The 18453-nt window shown below is 64.3% G+C and carries 15 protein-coding genes; 7 read left to right on the forward strand and 8 right to left on the reverse strand.

What is annotated here, in order from left to right; all coding sequences use genetic code 11:
• Nucleotides 1-37: 37 nt before the first annotated feature.
• The 3 genes from AAHM40_RS04690 (at nt 38) to AAHM40_RS04700 (ending at nt 4308) form a co-directional block, all read left to right on the forward strand.
• The gene (locus tag AAHM40_RS04690) at nt 38-1477 is read left to right on the forward strand and encodes a TolC family outer membrane protein (RefSeq protein WP_342243622.1); all 1440 of its coding nucleotides are present in this window, start codon (nt 38-40) and stop codon (nt 1475-1477) included.
• A gap of 223 nt (nt 1478-1700) precedes the next feature.
• Complete coding sequence (locus tag AAHM40_RS04695) at nt 1701-3656, forward strand: oxidoreductase (protein ID WP_342243623.1); 1956 nt, start codon at nt 1701-1703, stop codon at nt 3654-3656.
• Nucleotides 3657-3717: 61 nt separating this feature from the next.
• A complete protein-coding gene (locus AAHM40_RS04700) occupies nt 3718-4308 on the forward strand; it encodes a cupin domain-containing protein (RefSeq protein ID WP_342243624.1) in 591 nt (196 codons plus the stop codon).
• A 184-nt stretch (nt 4309-4492) separates the two neighbouring features.
• Here AAHM40_RS04700 and waaA read toward each other — a convergent pair whose 3' ends face one another.
• Nucleotides 4493-5758 carry a lipid IV(A) 3-deoxy-D-manno-octulosonic acid transferase gene (gene waaA, locus AAHM40_RS04705; RefSeq protein ID WP_342243625.1) on the reverse strand — a complete coding sequence of 422 codons (1266 nt, stop codon included), beginning with the start codon at nt 5756-5758 and terminating at the stop codon, nt 4493-4495.
• Between the two features lie 36 nt (nt 5759-5794).
• Nucleotides 5795-6679 (reverse strand): LysR family transcriptional regulator, encoded by an 885-nt coding sequence (locus tag AAHM40_RS04710; protein WP_028630618.1) that lies wholly within the window; start codon nt 6677-6679, stop codon nt 5795-5797.
• A gap of 92 nt (nt 6680-6771) precedes the next feature.
• Between AAHM40_RS04710 and AAHM40_RS04715 the strand changes: the two genes are divergently transcribed.
• From AAHM40_RS04715 to AAHM40_RS04730, 4 genes are all read left to right on the forward strand, one after another.
• Nucleotides 6772-7104 (forward strand): DMT family transporter, encoded by a 333-nt coding sequence (locus AAHM40_RS04715; RefSeq protein ID WP_342243626.1) that lies wholly within the window; start codon nt 6772-6774, stop codon nt 7102-7104.
• A gap of 74 nt (nt 7105-7178) precedes the next feature.
• On the forward strand, nt 7179-8354 hold the full coding sequence (locus AAHM40_RS04720; RefSeq protein ID WP_342243627.1) for an NAD(P)/FAD-dependent oxidoreductase: 1176 nt from the start codon (nt 7179-7181) through the stop codon (nt 8352-8354).
• Complete coding sequence (locus AAHM40_RS04725) at nt 8351-9160, forward strand: aldo/keto reductase (protein ID WP_342243628.1); 810 nt, start codon at nt 8351-8353, stop codon at nt 9158-9160. The genes AAHM40_RS04720 and AAHM40_RS04725 overlap by 4 nt, the downstream gene beginning before the upstream one ends.
• A gap of 26 nt (nt 9161-9186) precedes the next feature.
• Nucleotides 9187-10092 (forward strand): metal ABC transporter ATPase, encoded by a 906-nt coding sequence (locus AAHM40_RS04730; RefSeq protein WP_342243629.1) that lies wholly within the window; start codon nt 9187-9189, stop codon nt 10090-10092.
• 60 nt (nt 10093-10152) lie between these two features.
• On the opposite strand, the gene AAHM40_RS04735 is transcribed toward AAHM40_RS04730, so the two are convergent.
• The 6 genes from AAHM40_RS04735 to msbA all read right to left on the reverse strand — a co-directional run bounded on the left by AAHM40_RS04735 (nt 10153) and on the right by msbA (nt 18417).
• The gene (locus AAHM40_RS04735; protein ID WP_342243630.1) at nt 10153-11358 is read right to left on the reverse strand and encodes an acyl-CoA dehydrogenase family protein; all 1206 of its coding nucleotides are present in this window, start codon (nt 11356-11358) and stop codon (nt 10153-10155) included.
• A 10-nt stretch (nt 11359-11368) separates the two neighbouring features.
• Nucleotides 11369-12649, reverse strand: coding sequence for an acyl-CoA dehydrogenase family protein (locus tag AAHM40_RS04740; protein WP_342243631.1), 1281 nt, complete (start codon nt 12647-12649; stop codon nt 11369-11371).
• Nucleotides 12650-12754: 105 nt separating this feature from the next.
• Complete coding sequence (gene hldE / locus AAHM40_RS04745; RefSeq protein WP_342243632.1) at nt 12755-14176, reverse strand: bifunctional D-glycero-beta-D-manno-heptose-7-phosphate kinase/D-glycero-beta-D-manno-heptose 1-phosphate adenylyltransferase HldE; 1422 nt, start codon at nt 14174-14176, stop codon at nt 12755-12757.
• 45 nt (nt 14177-14221) lie between these two features.
• Nucleotides 14222-15658 (reverse strand): PIG-L deacetylase family protein, encoded by a 1437-nt coding sequence (locus tag AAHM40_RS04750; protein WP_342243633.1) that lies wholly within the window; start codon nt 15656-15658, stop codon nt 14222-14224.
• Between the two features lie 4 nt (nt 15659-15662).
• Nucleotides 15663-16559: a GNAT family N-acetyltransferase gene (locus AAHM40_RS04755; protein ID WP_342243634.1), complete on the reverse strand. Its 897-nt coding sequence runs from the start codon at nt 16557-16559 to the stop codon at nt 15663-15665.
• A gap of 61 nt (nt 16560-16620) precedes the next feature.
• The gene (gene msbA / locus AAHM40_RS04760; RefSeq protein WP_342243635.1) at nt 16621-18417 is read right to left on the reverse strand and encodes a lipid A export permease/ATP-binding protein MsbA; all 1797 of its coding nucleotides are present in this window, start codon (nt 18415-18417) and stop codon (nt 16621-16623) included.
• Nucleotides 18418-18453: the final 36 nt, after the last annotated feature.

An 18453-nucleotide genomic window follows, 5' to 3' on the forward strand; every position in this document is an offset into this window, starting at 1 on the left:
GTAGCCTTGCCCGACACCTCAGAATCCAGGATTGATCATGCTGCGCAGACTCTCGCTGGCCATCGCCGTGGCATCCGCATTTGCCGGAACCGCCTGGGCCGTAGATGCCCCCCTGTCAGCCAAGACGGACCTCGTGACCGTCTACAAGGACGCCGTCGACAACAATGCCGACCTCGCCGCCGCTCGTGCCAACTACGAAGCGCAACGCGAGGCCGTACCCCAGGCTCGTTCCGGCCTGCTGCCGCAGATAAACGGCGGCGCCACGGCCGACGACACCCGGACCAAGCTGGACGACCCTTCCAGCACCGCCTCGCGCAGTGGCCTTGCCTATCAGGCGACCCTGAGCCAACCGATCTTCCGTGCCGACCGCTGGTTCCAGCTGAAGGCTGCCGAGTCCAGCACCGAACAGGCCGCCCTGGACTTTTCCGCGACCCAGCAGAACCTGATCCTGCAGACCGCCGAAACCTACTTCGCCGTGCTGCGCGCCCAGGACAACCTGGCTTCGACCAAGGCTGAGGAAGCGGCGTTCAAGCGCCAGCTCGACCAGGCCAACGAACGTTTCGACGTCGGCCTCTCGGACAAGACCGACGTATTGGAAGCCCAGGCCGGCTATGACACGTCCCGCGCCAACCGGATAATCGCCGAGCGCGACGTGGAAGACGCCTTCCAGGCCGTGGTGACCCTGACCAACCGCGAGTACGCCTCCCTCGAGGGCATCCTCCACACCCTTCCGGTCGTGGTGCCTGCGCCCAACGACGCCAAGGCCTGGGTCGACACCGCTGCCCAGCAGAACCTCAACCTGCAGGCCGCCAACTACGCCGTCGATGCCGCCGAAGAGACCCTGCGCCAGCGCAAGGCCGGCCATGCACCGACCCTGGACGCGGTTGCCAGCTACCAGAAAGGCGACAACGACAGCCTGGGTTTCAGCAACACGCCCGGCAGCACCCAGCAATTCAGCGGCGACGTCGAACAGCGCAGCATTGGCCTGCAGCTGAACATTCCGATCTACAGCGGTGGCCTGACCAGCTCTCAGGTGCGCGAGTCCTACCAGCGCCTGAATCAGACCGAGCAGCAACGCGAAAGCCTGCGCCGCACAGTGGTGCAGAACACTCGCAACTTCCACCGCGCGGTGAACACCGACGTTGAACAGGTGAAGGCACGCAAGCAGTCGATCATCTCCAACCAGAGCGCCTTGGAAGCCACCGAAATCGGCTACCAGGTGGGTACCCGCAACATCGTCGACGTGCTCGACGCCCAGCGTCAGCTGTACAGTTCCGTGCGCGACTACAACAACGCCCGCTACGACTACATCCTCGACAACCTGCGCCTGAAACAGGCCGCCGGCACTCTCAGCCCGGGCGACCTGGAAGCCCTGGCCAGTTTCCTCAAGCCGGACTACGACCCGGACAAGGACTTCCTCCCGCCCGATCTGGCCAAAGCGGCAGAAGCGAGCCTGCGCGGCGACCCGGAGTACTGAGTCCTGCTGCAACACCAAGAAGCCCGGCATCACAGCCGGGCTTTTTCATTCTGTGCGCTGACGCGAAGCCCCCCTGTGAGCACCACCGCCTGCCGTCAGGAAACTCTGCTATCTCGGATTGAGCCCAACGCGACAAGTAAATAAACGAGTTGATTTTTTACTGTTAGTAAATTTTCATGGCGCAACGAGAACGAGTCGGGCCATAAGGCCCTCAGGAGCCTCCATGTCCAGCGCCACCTTCCCGCACCTCTTCGAACCCCTGGAAATCCGCGGCAAACGCCTTAAGAACCGCATCATGTCCAGCGGACACGACACCTCGATGCCTGCCGACAACCTCGTCAACGACCAGCTCGTCGCCTACCACCGCGCCCGAGCCAAGGGCGGCGTTGGCCTGATCGTGCTGCAGGTGGCCGGGGTGCACGACAGCGCGCGTTACACCTCCCACGTACTGATGGCCACCGAAGATGCCTGCATCGAGGGCTACCGCCGCCTGGCCAAGGCCTGCCATGCCGAGGGCACCGTGGTGCTGTCGCAGATCTTCCATCCGGGCCGGGAAATCATGGAGTCCAGCGACGGCCTGCTGGCAGTGGCCTGGTCCGCCTCGGCCTCGCCCAACGAGCGCTTCCGGGTAATGCCGCGAGCCCTGGACCAGCCGATGATCGACGAGATAGTCGCCGGCTACGGTGCCGCCGCCCGCCGTCTGTGCGAGGCCGGACTCGACGGCGTGGAAATAGTCGCCAGCCATGGCTACCTACCGGCGCAATTCCTTAACCCCCGGGTAAATCGCCGCGAGGACGGCTACAACGGCGACCTGTCGGCGCGCCTGCGCTTTCTCCGCGAGGTAATCGAGTCGGTTCGCGCCAGCTGCTCGGAGGACTTCATCGTCGGGCTGCGCATCTCCGCCGACGAGCGCGACCCGCAAGGCCTGACCGAGGACGAATCCCTGGCCGCCGTGCTTGCGCTGCAGGGGCAGCTCGATTATGTGCACCTGGTCGCCGGTACTTCGGCTTCTTTCGGCGGCGCCATCCACATCGTGCCGCCCATGGCGATCGAACCCGCCTACCTGGCGCCCACGGCGGGAAGCTTCAAGGCGCGCCTGGACATCCCGCTCTTCGTCACGGGGCGAATCAACCAGCCCCAGGAAGCGGAAACCATTCTTGCTCGCGGGCAGGCCGACGTCTGCGGCATGACCCGCGCGCTGATCTGCGACCCGCAAATGCCAAACAAGGCCGCCGCCGGCCGCAGCGATGACGTTCGCGCCTGCATTGCCTGCAACCAGGCCTGCATCGGCCACTTCCACCGCGGCTACCCCATCTCCTGCATCCAGCACCCGGAAACCGGCCGCGAACTCACCTACGACGCCCCCAAGCCGGTCAGCGTGCGCAAGCGTGTGATGGTGGTGGGCGGCGGCCCCGCAGGAATGAAGGCTGCCGCAGTGGCCGCCCAACGCGGCCACGAGGTAGCGCTGTATGAAGCCGGAAGCCAACTCGGCGGCCAGGTCCTCCTGGCCCAGCTGCTACCCCGGCGGGCGGAGTTCGGCGGGGCAGCCACCAACCTGCAACGGGAGATGGAACTGGCCGGCGTGCAGGTGCAACGCAACGTCCGCGTCGACCGCAGCCTGGTGGAGCGCGAACGTCCCGACCTGGTGATCCTCGCCACCGGCGCCAGACCCTATTGGCCAGCATTCGAGCGCGGCGGCGAGCTGCAGGTGGTGGACGCCTGGCAGGTCCTGCGCGACGACGTACAGCTGGGCCGTTCGGTGCTGGTGACCGACTGGCGCGGGGACTGGATTGCCCCCGGCATCGCCGAGCGCCTGGCGCGCAATGGCCATCAGGTGCGCCTGGCGGTGAACGGCCCTCACTGTGGCGAGAGCCTGCCGCTCTATGTGCGCGACCAGATGGCCGGCGAATTGCACAAGCTGGGCATCCCGGTCACCCCCTACGCACGCCTCTACGGTTGCGACGACAGCACGGTGTACATGATGCACGCCACTTGCGGCGAGCCGATGCTGTTCGAAGAGGTGGACACCCTGGTGCTCTGCCAGGGCCACGAACCGGTGGATGATCTGGGCAGCGAACTGCGAGGCCTGGTGGAGTTCCGCCGAATCGGCGACTGCCTGGCCCCACGCACCGTCGAAGAAGCCATTTACGAGGGACTGAAGCTGGCCTGGGATATCTGAGTGTCGCCGGCGATCATCGCTGCCATACAATGCCGCGATCCCGTGCCCCATGGAGGGAACCATGAGCCCCAGCCTGCCATCGCCGAACGCCAACGCCGAGAGCCAATTCCTCGGCACGCGCATCCGCGCGCTGCGCAAACGCCGGGGCCTGACCCTCAGCGAGCTAGCCGAACAGAGCAAGCTCACGGCCGGCTATATCAGCCAGTTGGAACGCAACCTGGCATATCCCTCGATCCCGGCACTGTTCAATATCGCCCGTAGCCTGGGCGTGACCATCCAGTGGTTCTTCGCCAGCGAAGCCCCCACCAGCGAAGCCGACCGTGGCTACGTGGTGCGCCGCAACGCCCGCACCAGCCTGCACTACGAAGACGGCATTACTGACGAATTGCTCAGCCCGCAGCCCCTGCGCCAGTTGGAGCTGCTCCACTCACGCTTCCCCCCCGGCACCTACAGTGAAGAGAGCTACAGCCACGAGGGCGAGGAAGCCGGCTATGTGTTGAGCGGCGAATTCGAGCTCTGGGTCGGCGAGCGCCACTTCCATCTGCAGAAAGGTGACAGTTTCAGCTTCTCCAGCCAGGAGCCGCACCGCTACGGCAATCCCGGCGAGAAGGATGCGCTGATCCTGTGGGTAATCACGCCGCCGACGTTCTGAATAGCACTGCCAGTCAGGGGCTTTTCCTATAGGGGCGAATTCATTCGCTATGCCTGCGTTAGCTGTTGCGAGCGATTTACCCTCCGGCCAAGAGCCTTGCAGGAGCTGGCTACAACACGTCATGCAGACATCGCCATTTCATTCGCCAAGCAGGTCGAAGGTCTGCCCTTCAAGCCCTACGGGGTCACAGCAACCGCGCAATCCCGCCCAATAACCGCTCCAACGCGCCCTGGTTGGCCCTGAGCACACCCAGCCCCGCTTCACGCATGGCCTCGGCACGGCCGGTATCGATCCAGAGTTCCCCCACCTGCGCCGCCAGTTGATAGGCATCAGCCACCTCGGCCAACGCCCCGGCGTCACGCAGCTGCGCGGCGATCTCAAGGAAGTTGAACAGATGCGGCCCCGACAGCACCGGCTTTCCTAGCGCTGCCGGCTCCAGCAAGTTGTGGCCACCATTGGGTACCAGGCTGCCACCTACGAAGGCGATGTCCGCCAGCGCGTATAGGAACAGCAGTTCGCCCATGGTGTCGCCAACCAGCACTGAATCGGTTTGCGCCACCAAAGCGCCGCTGGAGCGGCGAACGGTCGCCAGGCCTTCGCGACGGCATAGTTCGAACACCGGACCGAAACGCTCCGGATGACGTGGCACCAGGATCAACAGGGCATCAGGACGCTGCGCCAACAGCGTCTTGTGGGCGGCGAGAACGACTTCGTCCTCCCCCGCGTGGGTACTGGCGGCGATCCACACTGGCCGGACTTCGGCGCCCCACAGGCTGCGAAGCTCGCCGGCACGTTGCAACAGCGCCGGGTCAATGCGCAGGTCGTACTTGATCGAACCTGTGACGCCCACGCACTCAGGACGCGCGCCCAGAGCGCGGAAGCGCGCAGCTTCAGCCTCAGTCTGCACCGCGATCCAGCTCAGCTCAGCCAGCATGGGCGAGGTGAGCTTGCCAAAGCGTGCATAGCCGCGCGCCGATCGCTCGGAAAGCCGCGCGTTGGCCAGCACCACCGGAACGCCACGGCGGGCGCACTGGTGAATGTGGTTGGGCCAGAGTTCGGTTTCCATGATCACCGCCAGCTTCGGCCGCACCCGATCAAGGAAGCGCGCCGCTGCCCAAGGCAGGTCATAGGGCAGGTAGCAATGTTGCACCCGGTCACCGAACAGGGCACGGATGCGCTCGGAACCGGTGGGGGTCATGCAGGTGACCGTAATGGGCAGGTCCGGATAGCGCTCCAGCAGGGCACGGACCATGGGCGCTGCGGCGATGCTTTCGCCCACCGACACCGCATGGACCCAGATCCCTCCCGGCTTGATCGTCGGCAGGCCGAGGGCGAAGCGTTCGCCGATGCGCCGCGCGTATGCGGGTGCACGCCAGGCACGCCAGGCCAGGCGCACGGCCACCAGCGGCAGACCGAGATGAAACAACAGGGTATAGAGGGTGCGATTCATGGGCGCGGAGCTTAGCGTGACTCGCCGCTGATCGCACTAGCCCATAGCCTGCAGATGCTCAGCCAGGCTATCGGCCAGCCAGAGCGCTGCCGGCCCCAGGGCCGTATCACGACGACAGACCAGTTCCACCACCAGCGAGGGAGGCGTCCAGTCACTGCGCAGCTCCACCAATTGCCCCTGATAGGCCGGGTACTGCGCCACATGGCGCGGCAACCACGCCCAACCCAACCCCCGCATTACCAACTCCGCCATGACATAGAAGCTATCGGCGCGCCAGACCTGCGGGCCGAGTTGCTCACCGCCCGTATAGTGGCTGTCCTGAGGTGCCATCAGGATCTGCCGGTGCCGCACCAGCTCGCGCCGCTCCGCATGGCCTTGCGCTGCCAGGATGTGACCGGCGCCGCAAACCGTAACCATTTCAATAGTGCCCAGTCGCTGGCGTTCCAGTGCGTCGGGCATCTGCTCATGGTGGAACAGCAGGCCGAGGTCGGCACGGCGCTCCAGCAGCTTGCGCGCCACGTCGCCTTGGGCGCTGCTGGCCAGCTGCACTTCCAGCATGGGAAAGGCCGTCCCCAGAGCCTCAAGGCTGGCCAGGACCGGCTGATAGGGCATGGCTTCATCCTGGGCCAACCTCAGTCGAGCTTCTTCCCCCCCGGCCAACCCCAGGGCCCTTGCATCCAGGCGCTGGCACTGGCGCAGCACTTCCCGAGCCTCCTCCAGCAGCGCACGGCCAGCCGCGGTCAAACGTGGCTGGCGGCCGCTGCTGCGCTCGAACAGCAACACGCCGAGGTCTTCCTCCAGCAGCGCGATGCCGCTGCTCACGGCTGACTGTGCACGCCGAAGCTGGCGCGCGGCGGCGGAAAAGGACTGACCTTCGGCGACGCCGACGAACAGGCGAATCTGCTCCAGACTCCATTGCATGGCGAAAAACCTATCTCCAATACAGATAGGTAATCACTTTATCCCATCAGCGGAAGTCTTAGAATTCGCGCCATTACACAGGAGGCCTGACCATGACCGGCTACATCTACCTTGCTATCGCCATTGCCGCCGAAGTGGTCGCCACCACCTCAATGAAAGCCATCGACGGCTTCAACAAACCCCTGCCGCTGATTCTGGTGATCGGTGGCTACGCCATCGCCTTCTGGATGCTGACACTGGTGGTGCGCAGCATCCCCGTGGGTATCGCTTACGCCATCTGGGCCGGACTCGGCATCGTGCTGGTCAGTGTCGCTGCCCTGGTGCTCTACCAGCAGAAGCTGGACGTCCCCGCCGTGCTCGGCATGGGGCTGATCGTCTCCGGCGTCGTGGTGATCCAGCTCTTCTCGAACAGCACCGGCCACTGAAACCAGTTGCTCAATCGGTGGAACGACAGGGGCGCTATACTGCGCCCCTGTTTTTTTCGAGGCGCCTGCGACCCATGGCCGAATCCCTTTCCACCGATGTGCTCATCCTGGGCGGCGGCATCGCCGGCCTCTGGCTCAACGCCCGTCTGCGCAAGCAAGGCTTCGCCACCCTGTTGGTGGAAAACGCCAGCCTCGGCGGCGGACAGAGCGTGAAGTCCCAGGGGATCATCCACGGTGGCGCCAAGTACGCCCTGCACGGCGCCCTGACCGGTGCCTCCGAAGCCATCGCCGACATGCCACGGCGCTGGCGCGAGGCCCTGGCTGGTAACGGCGAACTGGACCTCAGCGGCGTACGCCTGCTCTCCGATGCCCATTACCTCTGGTCGCCCGGCACCCTCGCCGGCAACCTCACCAGCTTCTTCGCCAGCAAGGCGGTGCGCGGTCGCGTCGACCAGGTCAAGGGCAGCGACCTGCCACCGGCACTGCAGCACCCGAAGTTCAAGGGCAAGGTCTACCGCCTCGCCGAACTGGTACTGGATGTCCCCAGCCTGATCGCGCGTCTGGCCGACCTAGCTGGCGACAGCCTGCTGGCCGCCCACGAGTTCGAGCCCCTGAACGACGATGGCCAGCTTGTCGGATTGCGCATCGACGGCCGCGAAGTCCGCGCCCAGCGCATCGTCCTCAGCGCCGGCGCCGGCAACCAGGCACTGCTCGAGGCCCTGGGCCTGAGCCAACCGACCATGCAGCGCCGCCCACTGCATATGGTGATGGTCAAGGCGCCCAGTCTGAAACCGCTCTACGCCCACTGCCTGGGCGGCGGGCCCAAGCCACGCATTACCGTCACCAGTCACCCGGCCGCCGACGGCCAGTGGGTCTGGTACCTGGGCGGCGACCTGGCCGAGGCCGAGGGCGTGGCCCGCAACGAAGCGGAGCAGATTGCCGTCGCCGAACAGGAACTGCGCCAGTTACTGCCCTGGGTCGACCTGTCGGCTGCGCAGTGGGCCACCCTGCGAGTGGATCGCGCCGAGCCGGCCCAAAGTGGCCTGGTACGCCCAGACAACGCCTTCGTCAGCGAACACCGCCACTTGCTGGTGGGCTGGCCGACCAAACTGGCCCTGGCGCCGGACTTCGCCGACCGCGTGCTGGCTGCCTTCGAGCGCGACGGCCTGCGCCCGGCCGCCTGCCACGCGCTGCCCACGCTGCCTCGCCCGCCCGTGGCGCAACCGGCCTGGGAGGAGCTGCTGGGATGAACGGCCTGCACACGTTCCATCGCCCGCTGGGCAACACCGGCCTGGTGGTTTCCCCGCTCGGCCTGGGCACCGTCAAGCTGGGGCGGGATCAGGGCGTGAAGTACCCCAACGGTTTCACCATCCCCGACGATACCGAAGCCCTTCGACTGCTGGCCCTGGCCCGCGACCTCGGCATCAACCTGATCGACACCGCGCCGGCCTACGGTCGTAGCGAGGAGCGCCTGGGTCCGTTGCTGCGCGGTCAGCGCCAGCACTGGGTGATCGTCAGCAAGGTGGGCGAGGAGTTCGAGGGCGGCGTTTCGCGATTCGACTTCAGCCCCGAACACACGCGCTTCTCCGTCGAACGCAGCCTGAAGCGCCTGGAAACCGATTTCATCGACCTGGTGCTGGTGCACTCTGACGGCAACGACCTGACCATCCTGCGTGAAAGCGGCGTCTACGAGACCCTCGCCGAACTCAAGCAAGCCGGAAAGATCCGTGCCTTTGGCCTGTCCGGCAAGACTGTTGAAGGTGGTCTGCTGGCCCTGGAACAGGGTGATTGCGCCATGGTCACCTACAACCTCAACGAGCAGGGCGAGAAGCCGGTACTCGACTTCGCGGTGCAACAGAACAAGGGCATCCTGATCAAGAAGGGCCTGGCCAGCGGCCACGCCTGCCTCGGCGCAGGCATTGACCCGGTGCGCGCCAGCTTCGAACTGATCTTCGGTCATCCCGGGGTGACCAGCGCAATAATCGGGACCATCAACCCGCTGCATCTGTCCCATAATGTCGCGACGGCCGCCAACGTCATCGGGGGTCGTTGCTAGCCGACCCCTACCCTGAAGGAGCCGACATGCCGCGAATCCTCGCCCGCAAGGACCCCAACGCGTTCAAGACCCTCCCGTTGCATGTCGAAGCCAGTGCCGACGCCCTGAACTACCAGAGCCTGGGGCGCCCGCTGAACTTCACCCAGATGCTGGAGCGCCGCCGCCCGGTGCAGGTCAACGACAGCCGGCGCTTCGCGGTGGAGCTGGCGAACCTCGGCGTTTCGGTGCGGCTGACCCTGAACCTGCAAGGTCGCGATTACTGGCTGCTGGTGCGCCAGCGCCGGCAGGATCGCGGCGACACCGTTCTCAAGCTGATTTCCGGCTACGTCCCGGCCCACGAGTTGAACCTGCCGCTGCTCACCGCCATTCAGGAAGTCGCGGAGGAATGCCTGATCGAAACACCGGAAGGCTGGCTCGCCGGACGCTTCGCCGATACCTGGCTGCCCACGCCCTATCAGCGGCACCTGCGATACCGCGAGGCCAACCACTTCCGCCTCAGCCCCCTGTCCGGGGCTGCACGCCCCGTGCGCAACGGCAAGCTGATCCTGCTGGAACGCCCCGAAGCCTATGTCCACCTGCCTACCGCATCCCTGCAACTGGTCTACGACTTGCGCCTGGAGCTGCCGCGGGAAAGCCACCAGATCAGCCTCTTCCATGTCGACGAGGTGCTGCGGGACGGCCAACTGGTGGCCAGCCTGGAGCGACGTCGACCCGATATCTACCTGCTGCCGCTGCGCCAGGGCCTGCCCACCGGCGAGCTGCTGACCCTGCGCAACGGCGAGTTCAAGGCCGCCAGCACCCGTGGAGTCTGGCTCTCGGAGAGCTTCGCGGAGCAGGACGGCTGGCTGGTGCACGAAGAACGTGTGCGCTGGCGGGACTGGCTAGCGCGGGTGGGGACGGCCCAGCCGTTGGGAAAGAGGGTCGCTTGCTGAACGATGGGGCACCCAAGCCGCCCCATCGTCGCTGAAGCCTTATCCCTTCGGGGGCCGTCGTTATTTCAGCTCACTCGAACTCTTGCCCAGCAATCGCCTCGCCACAATCAGCAGTTGGATCTGCTGGGTACCTTCGAAGATGTCGAGGATCTTCGAATCCCGCGCCCATTTCTCCAGCAGTTCGTCTTCGCCGTAGCCCAGGGCACCGGCCAGCTCCACGCACTTGAGGGTGATTTCGTTGGCCACGCGCCCGGCCTTCGCCTTGGCGGCAGAGGCGTCCTTGGAATTAGGTAGCCGGTTGTCGGCCATCCAGGCGGCCTTCAAAGTCAGCAGACGTGCGGCCTCCCACTCGGCCTCCAGGCGGTAGAGCGTCGCTTCGGCGTGGCTGGCGGCGAGCAATGGCGTGCGGTAGTCGAACCGGCAGCCGACTCCGGCCAGCAGCTCGCGCGTCCGGTCCAGGGCCGCTTTGGCGACCCCGACCGCCATCCCTGCCACCAGCGGGCGGGTGTTGTCGAAGGTTTCCATCACCCCGGCAAAGCCCTTCTGCACATCGATCTCGGCATTGCCCAGCAGGTTCGCCGCCGGCACCCGGCAATCGTTGAAACTGATCGAAGCAGTATCCGAGGCCTTGATACCGAGCTTTTTCTCCAGGCGCGTAACGCTCATGCCGGGAGTCCCCTTCTCCACCACGAAGGACTTGATCGCTGCACGCCCCAGGTTGCGGTCCAGGGTCGCCCAGACGACCACCGCGTCGGCACGCTCGCCCGAGGTGACGAAGATCTTCTCGCCATTGAGCACGTAATGGTCGCCATCCTTCACCGCCGTGGTGCGGATCGCCGCCGAGTCCGAGCCGCAACCGGGTTCGGTGATCGCCATGGCCGCCCAGGTGCCGCGAAAACGCTCGAGCTGCTTCGTGTTGGCCACGGCGGCTATGGCAGCATTACCCAGGCCTTGGCGTGGCATGGCCAGGAGCAGGCCGACATCGCCCCAGCAGAGCTCCATCACGCCGACCAGCGCGGACAGGTTGCCGCCATTGCGCACACCCTCTTCCCCACCGACGCCACGCTTGCTCGCAGAACCCGCGCCCACGGACTCCGGAGAACCGGCGTTCATGCCATCCAGCAGTGCTGACAGCAGGTCCAGCTCGCGGGGATAGGCATGTTCAGCCTTGTCGTACTTGCGCGATAGAGGCCGAAAGTACTCGGCTGCAACCTGATGGGCCCGATTGCTCAGTGCACGGAATTTCTTCGGGAGTTCCAGATTCATGCTGCCGTCCTCACAGGTGCAGGCCGCCGCTCATCAAGGCAACGGCGCGCAGGTCGCGGTACCAGCGCTCGGCCGGGTGTTCCTGGGTGAAACCATGGCCACCGAGCACTTGCACGGCGTCGGTGCCGATCTTCATGGCCTTTTCGGCGCAGAGCAGGCGTGCCAGATAGGCCTCGCGCTGGAACGCCTCCCCCCGGTCGGCCAGGGCGCAAGCACGCCAGACCATTAGGCGCATGGCATCCAGTTCGATGGCGATGTCCGCAACCATGAACGCCACGCCTTGGCGGTGGCTGATGGGCTCGCCAAAGGCCGTCCGCTCATTGCAGTAGTCGATCACATAGTCCAGGGCGGCCTGGGCGGTCCCCAGGGCCAGGGCGCACCAGGCCAGGTGGCCGAGATCGAGAAATCGCCGGTAGTCGAAATCGATTGCAGCCAGCCGATTCTCGGCCGGAACCTTCACCCCCTTCAGGCGGACTCTCGCCGTACCACAGGCCTTGAGGCCCATGGCCGGTTCCGGGCGCAGCTCGAGCCCCTTGCTGCCGGTCTCGACGAGAAACAGCGCTACGCCGCGGCCCGTTTCAGCGGCAACGATCAGGCGACTGGCATCCAGCCCGTCGAGCACCAGGCACTTCTCTCCACTGAGCACATAGTGTTTTCCCCTGTTCCGCGCGCGGGTGGCCAGCTTGTGGGGATCGAACAACACTGCGGGCTCGCTCACCGCAATGGCCATGCGTGGTGCTGGCTGTTCTCCAATGAAGGCCGGCAGCCAGGCGGCTTGCTGTTCTGGCGATGCCCATCGACGGATGCAGTTGGCCGCCGAAAGCGGCGCCAGGATCGCGGCGGCCAGGCTCAGATCGCCCTTGCTCAAGGCTTCGGCCATCAACGCGTTGGTAAGGACAGTGCACTCTCCAGCCAGGCCGCCCTGGCTCTCGCCCACTCCGTAGTGGGCCAGTCCGAGCGCGTGGGCCTGGTTGAGCAGGTCGGCCGGCACCGTGCCGCGTGAGTCTGCGCCGTGAGCGGCTGGGCGCAAGGTTTCCAGCGCGAAGGATTCCAGCATCTCTACCAGCATCCGCTGCTCGTCGGATAGCGAGAGGTCGAACAGTTCACCCGGACTGGCCGAGCGCGGGGACTTGCGTGCATGCCGCGCGGCCAGCATGAAGCCGGCGCGAGTACCACCGTAGAGAAGCTTCTCGAATGCCTTGCGCAGCTTGAAACGATCAGGCCAATGGGCCTGGGCCACACGATTGAGCAAGGCCAGGGCAAGGCCCTGTGCGTTGGGAGACATCGGCATCGCACTCCATGCAGGGTGAGGATGCCGGGATGATGGTTGGCATCGGCCCGGACGCCTATGACCGGGCCGACACCAGCGACTGGCAATGCTGCCAGTGACGAAGGATTACTTGCTGCGGATTTTTTCGACGATCGCCGTAGTGGAGCTGTTCTCCACCAGGCCAAGCACCCTTACTTCACCGCCGTATGCGCGGACGATATCGGCGCCGACCACCTGGTCAATGCCATAGTCGCCGCCCTTGACCAGCACATCGGGCTTGACCTGGCTCAGCAGCCGCTCGGGGGTGTCTTCGGGGAAGCTCACGACCCAATCCACCGCACCGAGTCCAGCCAGTACAGCCATGCGTCGCTCGACGCTGTTGATCGGACGACCCGGCCCTTTGAGGCGACTGACCGAAGCGTCATCGTTGACCGCCAGTACCAGGCGATCACCTTGGGCGCGGGCCTGTTCCAGGTAGGTCACATGGCCGGCGTGGAGAATGTCGAAGCAGCCGTTGGTGAAGACGATCTTCTCACCATGGGCGCGGGCATCCTCGATGGCCAACAGCAGTTGATCCAGACTCAGCACGCCGCGCTCGGAACCCTGCTCGCGCTGCACGGCGCGACGCAGTTCCGGCGCGCTGATAGCAGCCGTACCCAGCTTTCCGACAACGATACCGGCGGCAAGGTTGGCCAGGGCTACGGCCTGAGGCAACTCTTCACCAGCGGACAGCGCAGCAGCCAGGGTGGAAATCACAGTGTCGCCGGCGCCAGTGACATCGAACACTTCGCGGGCGCGGGCCGGCAGGTGCAGTGGAGAGTGGTCGGGGCGCAGCAAAGTCATGCCATGCTCGCCACGCGTGACCAGCAGGGCGCCCAGGTCCAACTCCTGCATCAGCGCTGCCCCCTTGGCAACCAGTTCGGCCTCATCGGCGCAGCGGCCGACGATGGTTTCGAATTCGTTGAGATTCGGGGTGATCAGGCTGGCGCCGCGATAGATGCTGAAGTCCTTGCCTTTGGGATCGGCCAGCACCGGTACACCGCGACGACGAGCAGCCTGGATCAGCACTTGGTGGTTCTTCAGCGCGCCCTTGCCGTAGTCGGACAACACCAGCACCTTGGTTTCGGGCAGCAGGCGCTCGACTTCCGCGGCCAGGGCCTCGGCGTCGGTCTGGAAGGCTTCTTCGAAGTCCATGCGCAGCAACTGCTGGTGACGGCTCATGACCCGCAGCTTGACGATGGTCGGCTGCTCGTTGAGACGCTGGAAGTGCACATCGACGCCAGCGGCGTTGAGGCTGTCGGTAAGGCTGTCGGCTGCTTCGTCGACGCCAGTAATACCTACCAGCATGGCCGGAGCACCCAGGGCGGCGATATTCAACGCAACGTTGGCGGCGCCGCCGGGACGGTCCTCGATCTGATCCACCTTGACCACGGGCACCGGCGCCTCGGGCGAGATGCGCGAGGTGCCGCCATGCCAGTAACGGTCAAGCATGACGTCGCCTACCACCAGAACGGGGGCCTGATCGAATCGGGGCATGGACAGCTTCATGGAGTCTCCGGACGTCAAAAACGGCGCGGATCATACCATAGCAGCTCAGTTGACCCGAGGCTCTCGATTGGACGTCGGGCGCACCCAAAACAGCTCGTGGCGGCGCACTGCCTTGCGGAAGAAATCGTCCTGGCCGACATCGGGCCAGCGTCGGCCCACCAGCAGCCACTGGATGACACGACGCAAGCGCTTCTTGAACGGCAGGGGCGCCTGCAGATCATGTTGCATGGCCAGTGCCTGGGCCTTGTCCATGCGGGTAGAAGCCCCGAGCCGAGGACTCCATAGCCCATCGGCCGGCAACGGCTCCTGCCGTGGCGGCAGGCTGATGCCGTTGCACGCGGGCCCCATGGGCCAGCGGTCGTTGTCGTAGAGATGATTGGCGTACAAGAGCTGGACACTGGGTTGCCAGCCGCTGCGCTCGACCGCCTCGACCAGGGCACGGCTGGCCTGAATGTGGTCGGGGTGCGGATCCAATTCTGGATGTGGCAGGACCACTACCTCGGGGCGGAAGCGCTTGAGCAGGGCGGCCAGATCGCCTACCAGGTTGTTCCAGGTCGGCACACCGTCCAGATCGCCTGGCAGCCCCAGGGGATTGAAGCGTCGCGCGCTGCGGATATCCGCTTCGCCGGACTCCCGCGACGCGAAAGGCTTGTTCGGCTCGGCTGCCATGGCAGCCAGCTGCATGCAGTAGTACCCCAATTGCACACAGCGACTGGCCGGTACGCCACCCCAGAGCGGTACCGCCAGACTACTCCAGCTGCGCAGGCGCCCTTTCAAGCGCGACGCGGCAGCCTTGTCAAGCCCCAGCCTGCGGTAGTTCTGCGCCTCGACTTCACCCTGGGTCAGGGTCACGATACTGGCCTCGGCGCAGCGGCTGTAAAGGCCGAAGGCCGCCAGCTCGGCATCGTCGGCGTGAGGCGCGATGATCATCACGCGCCGCGAGGCGTAGTCCGGATTGTCGAAGGTATGCAACCTGACCTCAGGACCCAGGCGACAGAATCGCCCCTGCAGGCGCAAACGCCCCTCGCGCAGGGCTGGAAACAGGCCGGACAGATTGAGATAGCGAAGGCCCCGCGCACCACGTTCGAAGTCCTGACGATCCACGGACTGGCCGTCCTGGATCAGGACGTGGGGATCCAGCCAGCGCCCCAGCCAGGTGCTGCGAAGTTCGACAGCAAGGATCAGCGTGTCGGCGCTAGCTGGCAGTCGGCCAGGGTCCAGCTGCAGTTCGCGCTTGTGGATAACGCCCTCGACGCCAGGCGAAAAGTCGGGAAAAACGTAGCGATAGTCTTCCCGCGGTGAATAGAAGAGATGGTCGGCAAACCAGGCCTCATGGGCGATCCAGGCCAGGACCAACAGAACCGGGAGGCTGTTCCAGTTGCCGAACCAATCGAGCGCCGCCAGGACCAGCAGGGCTGCGACCATGAAGAGACGCTTGCCGCGGCGATGCCGACGCAGCAGTTGCTGTTTACGTGTTTCCATTCACTTACACCCGAAATGCGGCAACCCTGTCGCACCAACGATCCTTGTATTCGCGGTCGGCTCGACCGAACGAGTAGCGGAGCATCTTGCCCCTGGCCCGGGCATCCTCCCAGGCGGCCTGGGTATTGATGAAGCTGAGAACGCTACCTGGACTGAGATGGTGCGCACGAGGATCAACGCCGCCGTTGATGTACTCGTAACTGATCCAGTCTGGCGACTCGGCCCTGTACAGCACCTGAATGGCAACCGGCGCGCCATCGAGCAGCAGCAACGAGCCACTGAGGTACTCATGCAACAGCCTGAAGACCTCAGCCAGATTACCTTTGCCCGGAACTTCGAAACCCCATCGTCGTTCGAACAGCTCGGTATAGATCGCCGCCAGCTCTGCAGGCGCGAAGCCCGCCACTGGCCTCACTTCGCCACCCGCTTCCTCGAAAAGGCGCAGCTCGCGACGCTGGTTGTAGCGGAATTTCTTCGACCAGGCTTCAGGTGCGCGAGCCATTGCCAACTGCGCTTTCTGCGGACGCAGGCTGCGGAAACCGGACAGATTGAGTTCGGAGAGATAGGCGCCTTCGTGACGAAGCGCGATTCCTGCACCTGGAGCGACCGGCAGTATGACCTCGGCGTTGCCCAGGTCGAACAGGTTGCGCATTCCCTTGCGCTTCAGCACCTGCCGGCAGAGCGCCAGACTCCGCCCCCAGGTAGGAATGGCAGCCTGGAGATCGCCACCTGCACGGTACCCGAGGTAACGCACTGGAATGCCCGCCAGCGCGGACAAACGCTCAACGACCTGCGGGTGAGTGATGACGCTGCCGCCGAAACGCGCCCAGACGCTACGGTAGGAACCGGCATCGACCGACTCCCATCCATGCTCCCGGTACAGTCTGAATCTATTGAGCAAAACCTTGCCTTGCCGAGTTAAGACCCGGCCCTTCCTTGATTAGCGATGAAGTGGATGCCGCTCAGCCCGCCTCCGACTGAGCCTCGTCTGCGAATTGGTTGGCATGCAGCCGGGCGTAATAACCGTTCATGGCCAGCAGCTCGGCATGGGTGCCACGCTCGACGATTCGTCCCTGATCCATGACCAGGATCAGGTCCGCCTTCTCGATGGTCGAAAGACGATGGGCGATGACCAGGGTGGTACGGCCATCCATCACACGATCCAGCGCCGCCTGGATATGCCGTTCCGACTCGGTATCAAGGGCCGACGTCGCTTCGTCTAGCACCAGCACTGGGGCATTCTTCAACAACGCCCGGGCAATGGCCAGTCGCTGGCGCTGTCCGCCGGACAGCAGCACACCGTTCTCGCCCACCTCGGTATCGAAGCCTTGCGGCAGCCTGTCGACGAACTCCTTGGCGTAGGCCGCCTCGGCCGCACGCTCGACATCCTCGCGCGGTGCGCCGGCGAGATCGCCGTAAGCGATGTTGTTGGCTACCGAGTCGTTGAACAGGGTCACCTGCTGGGTCACCAGGGCGATGTGGCGACGCAGGTTGCGCAGGCGATAGTCCTCGATGTCGACGCCATCCAGCAGGATTTGTCCGTGTTCATGGTGGTAGAAACGCGGGATCAGATTGGCCAGGGTGGACTTGCCGCTACCGGAGCGCCCCACCAAAGCGACCATCTGGCCCGGTTCGGCCTCGAAGCTGATGTCCTGCAGCACCGGTTTGTCTGTGCCGGGGTACTGGAAGCTGAGATTGCGCACTTCCAGGCGGCCAACGACGCGCTCCTTTTCGATGGTTCCGTTGTCGACTTCCGGCTTCTCGTCGAGTTGCTCAAAGATACTCTCGGCGCCAGCCAACCCTTTCTGAACGGTCGAACTCACTTCGCTCAACTGGCGGATTGGTTTCGGCAGGAGTCCCGCCAGAGTGATGTAAGCCACCAGATCGCCCGCGGATGCATCGCCCCGCAGGAAAAGCACCAGGAACATCAGCAGCGCCATTGCGCTGTAAATGACCAGTTGCAACATCGGGGTATAGACCGCCCCGGTCTTGATCATCTTCAGTTGCTTGTCGGTATTACCGTTGCTGGCGTCCAGAAAGCGTTGCTGTTCGTAAGGCTCACCGCCAAAGCTACGCACCACGCGATACCCCTGGATGGTCTCCGAAGATATGTGCATGACGTCGCCCATAGCGACCTGGATTTTCTTGCTCTGCTTGCGAAATTTTCGACTGGCACTGCCGACCATAAGCGCAATCAGCGGCAGAATCGCAACCATCACCAATGTCAGCTTCCAGTTCATCCACAACAGCGAGGCAAACAGAAAGATCACCGTCATCCCTTCTCGGAACACTACTTTGATCGCATCGGTAGCGGCACCCGTGACCATGGTAACGTTGAACGTGATGCGCGAAATCAGGTGGCCCGAGTTGTTGTTGTCGAAGTAGCGATTGGGTAGAAGCAACAACTGATTGAACAGCGCCACTCGCAGATCATGCACAAGTCCCAGTGAAACCTTGGCCAGGAAGAAGTTGCCGAGAAACGAACCCACACCCTGCCAGATAGCGATCAGCACGATCAGCACAGGCACAGCCTGTATCAGGTTCATGTCCTTGAGGTAGGGAATATGCGGGAGCAAGGCAGCGTGCGGATCGGCCAGCCCATCGACGAAATACTTGAGCACGTAGCCCAGCATCGGCTGACTCGACGCGAAGATCAGGAATCCGATGATGCTGAGAATGAAAAAACCAACATACGGCCTGACATAGCGCAGCAACCGCAGATAAACCTGGAGATCCGATTGCTGGTTAGAATTGGCCACTCTCGATCCCTATTGCTACTCAGAGAAAATAGATGC

Origin of the sequence: Pseudomonas sp. OTU5201 (genome assembly GCF_038440135.1) — a bacterium.
GTDB classification, from domain to species: Bacteria; Pseudomonadota; Gammaproteobacteria; order Pseudomonadales; family Pseudomonadaceae; genus Metapseudomonas; species Metapseudomonas resinovorans.

Excerpts from the sequence above, each read along its gene's own strand:
- AAHM40_RS04690 (WP_342243622.1), top strand. The coding sequence starts at position 38 with ATGCTGCGCAGACTCTCGCTGGCCATCGCCGTGGCATCCGCATTTGCC.
- AAHM40_RS04695 (WP_342243623.1), top strand. The coding sequence starts at position 1,701 with ATGTCCAGCGCCACCTTCCCGCACCTCTTCGAACCCCTGGAAATCCGC.
- AAHM40_RS04700 (WP_342243624.1), top strand. The coding sequence starts at position 3,718 with ATGAGCCCCAGCCTGCCATCGCCGAACGCCAACGCCGAGAGCCAATTC.
- waaA (WP_342243625.1), bottom strand. The coding sequence starts at position 5,758 with ATGAATCGCACCCTCTATACCCTGTTGTTTCATCTCGGTCTGCCGCTG.
- AAHM40_RS04710 (WP_028630618.1), bottom strand. The coding sequence starts at position 6,679 with ATGCAATGGAGTCTGGAGCAGATTCGCCTGTTCGTCGGCGTCGCCGAA.
- AAHM40_RS04715 (WP_342243626.1), top strand. The coding sequence starts at position 6,772 with ATGACCGGCTACATCTACCTTGCTATCGCCATTGCCGCCGAAGTGGTC.
- AAHM40_RS04720 (WP_342243627.1), top strand. The coding sequence starts at position 7,179 with ATGGCCGAATCCCTTTCCACCGATGTGCTCATCCTGGGCGGCGGCATC.
- AAHM40_RS04725 (WP_342243628.1), top strand. The coding sequence starts at position 8,351 with ATGAACGGCCTGCACACGTTCCATCGCCCGCTGGGCAACACCGGCCTG.
- AAHM40_RS04730 (WP_342243629.1), top strand. The coding sequence starts at position 9,187 with ATGCCGCGAATCCTCGCCCGCAAGGACCCCAACGCGTTCAAGACCCTC.
- AAHM40_RS04735 (WP_342243630.1), bottom strand. The coding sequence starts at position 11,358 with ATGAATCTGGAACTCCCGAAGAAATTCCGTGCACTGAGCAATCGGGCC.
- AAHM40_RS04740 (WP_342243631.1), bottom strand. The coding sequence starts at position 12,649 with ATGCCGATGTCTCCCAACGCACAGGGCCTTGCCCTGGCCTTGCTCAAT.
- hldE (WP_342243632.1), bottom strand. The coding sequence starts at position 14,176 with ATGAAGCTGTCCATGCCCCGATTCGATCAGGCCCCCGTTCTGGTGGTA.
- AAHM40_RS04750 (WP_342243633.1), bottom strand. The coding sequence starts at position 15,658 with ATGGAAACACGTAAACAGCAACTGCTGCGTCGGCATCGCCGCGGCAAG.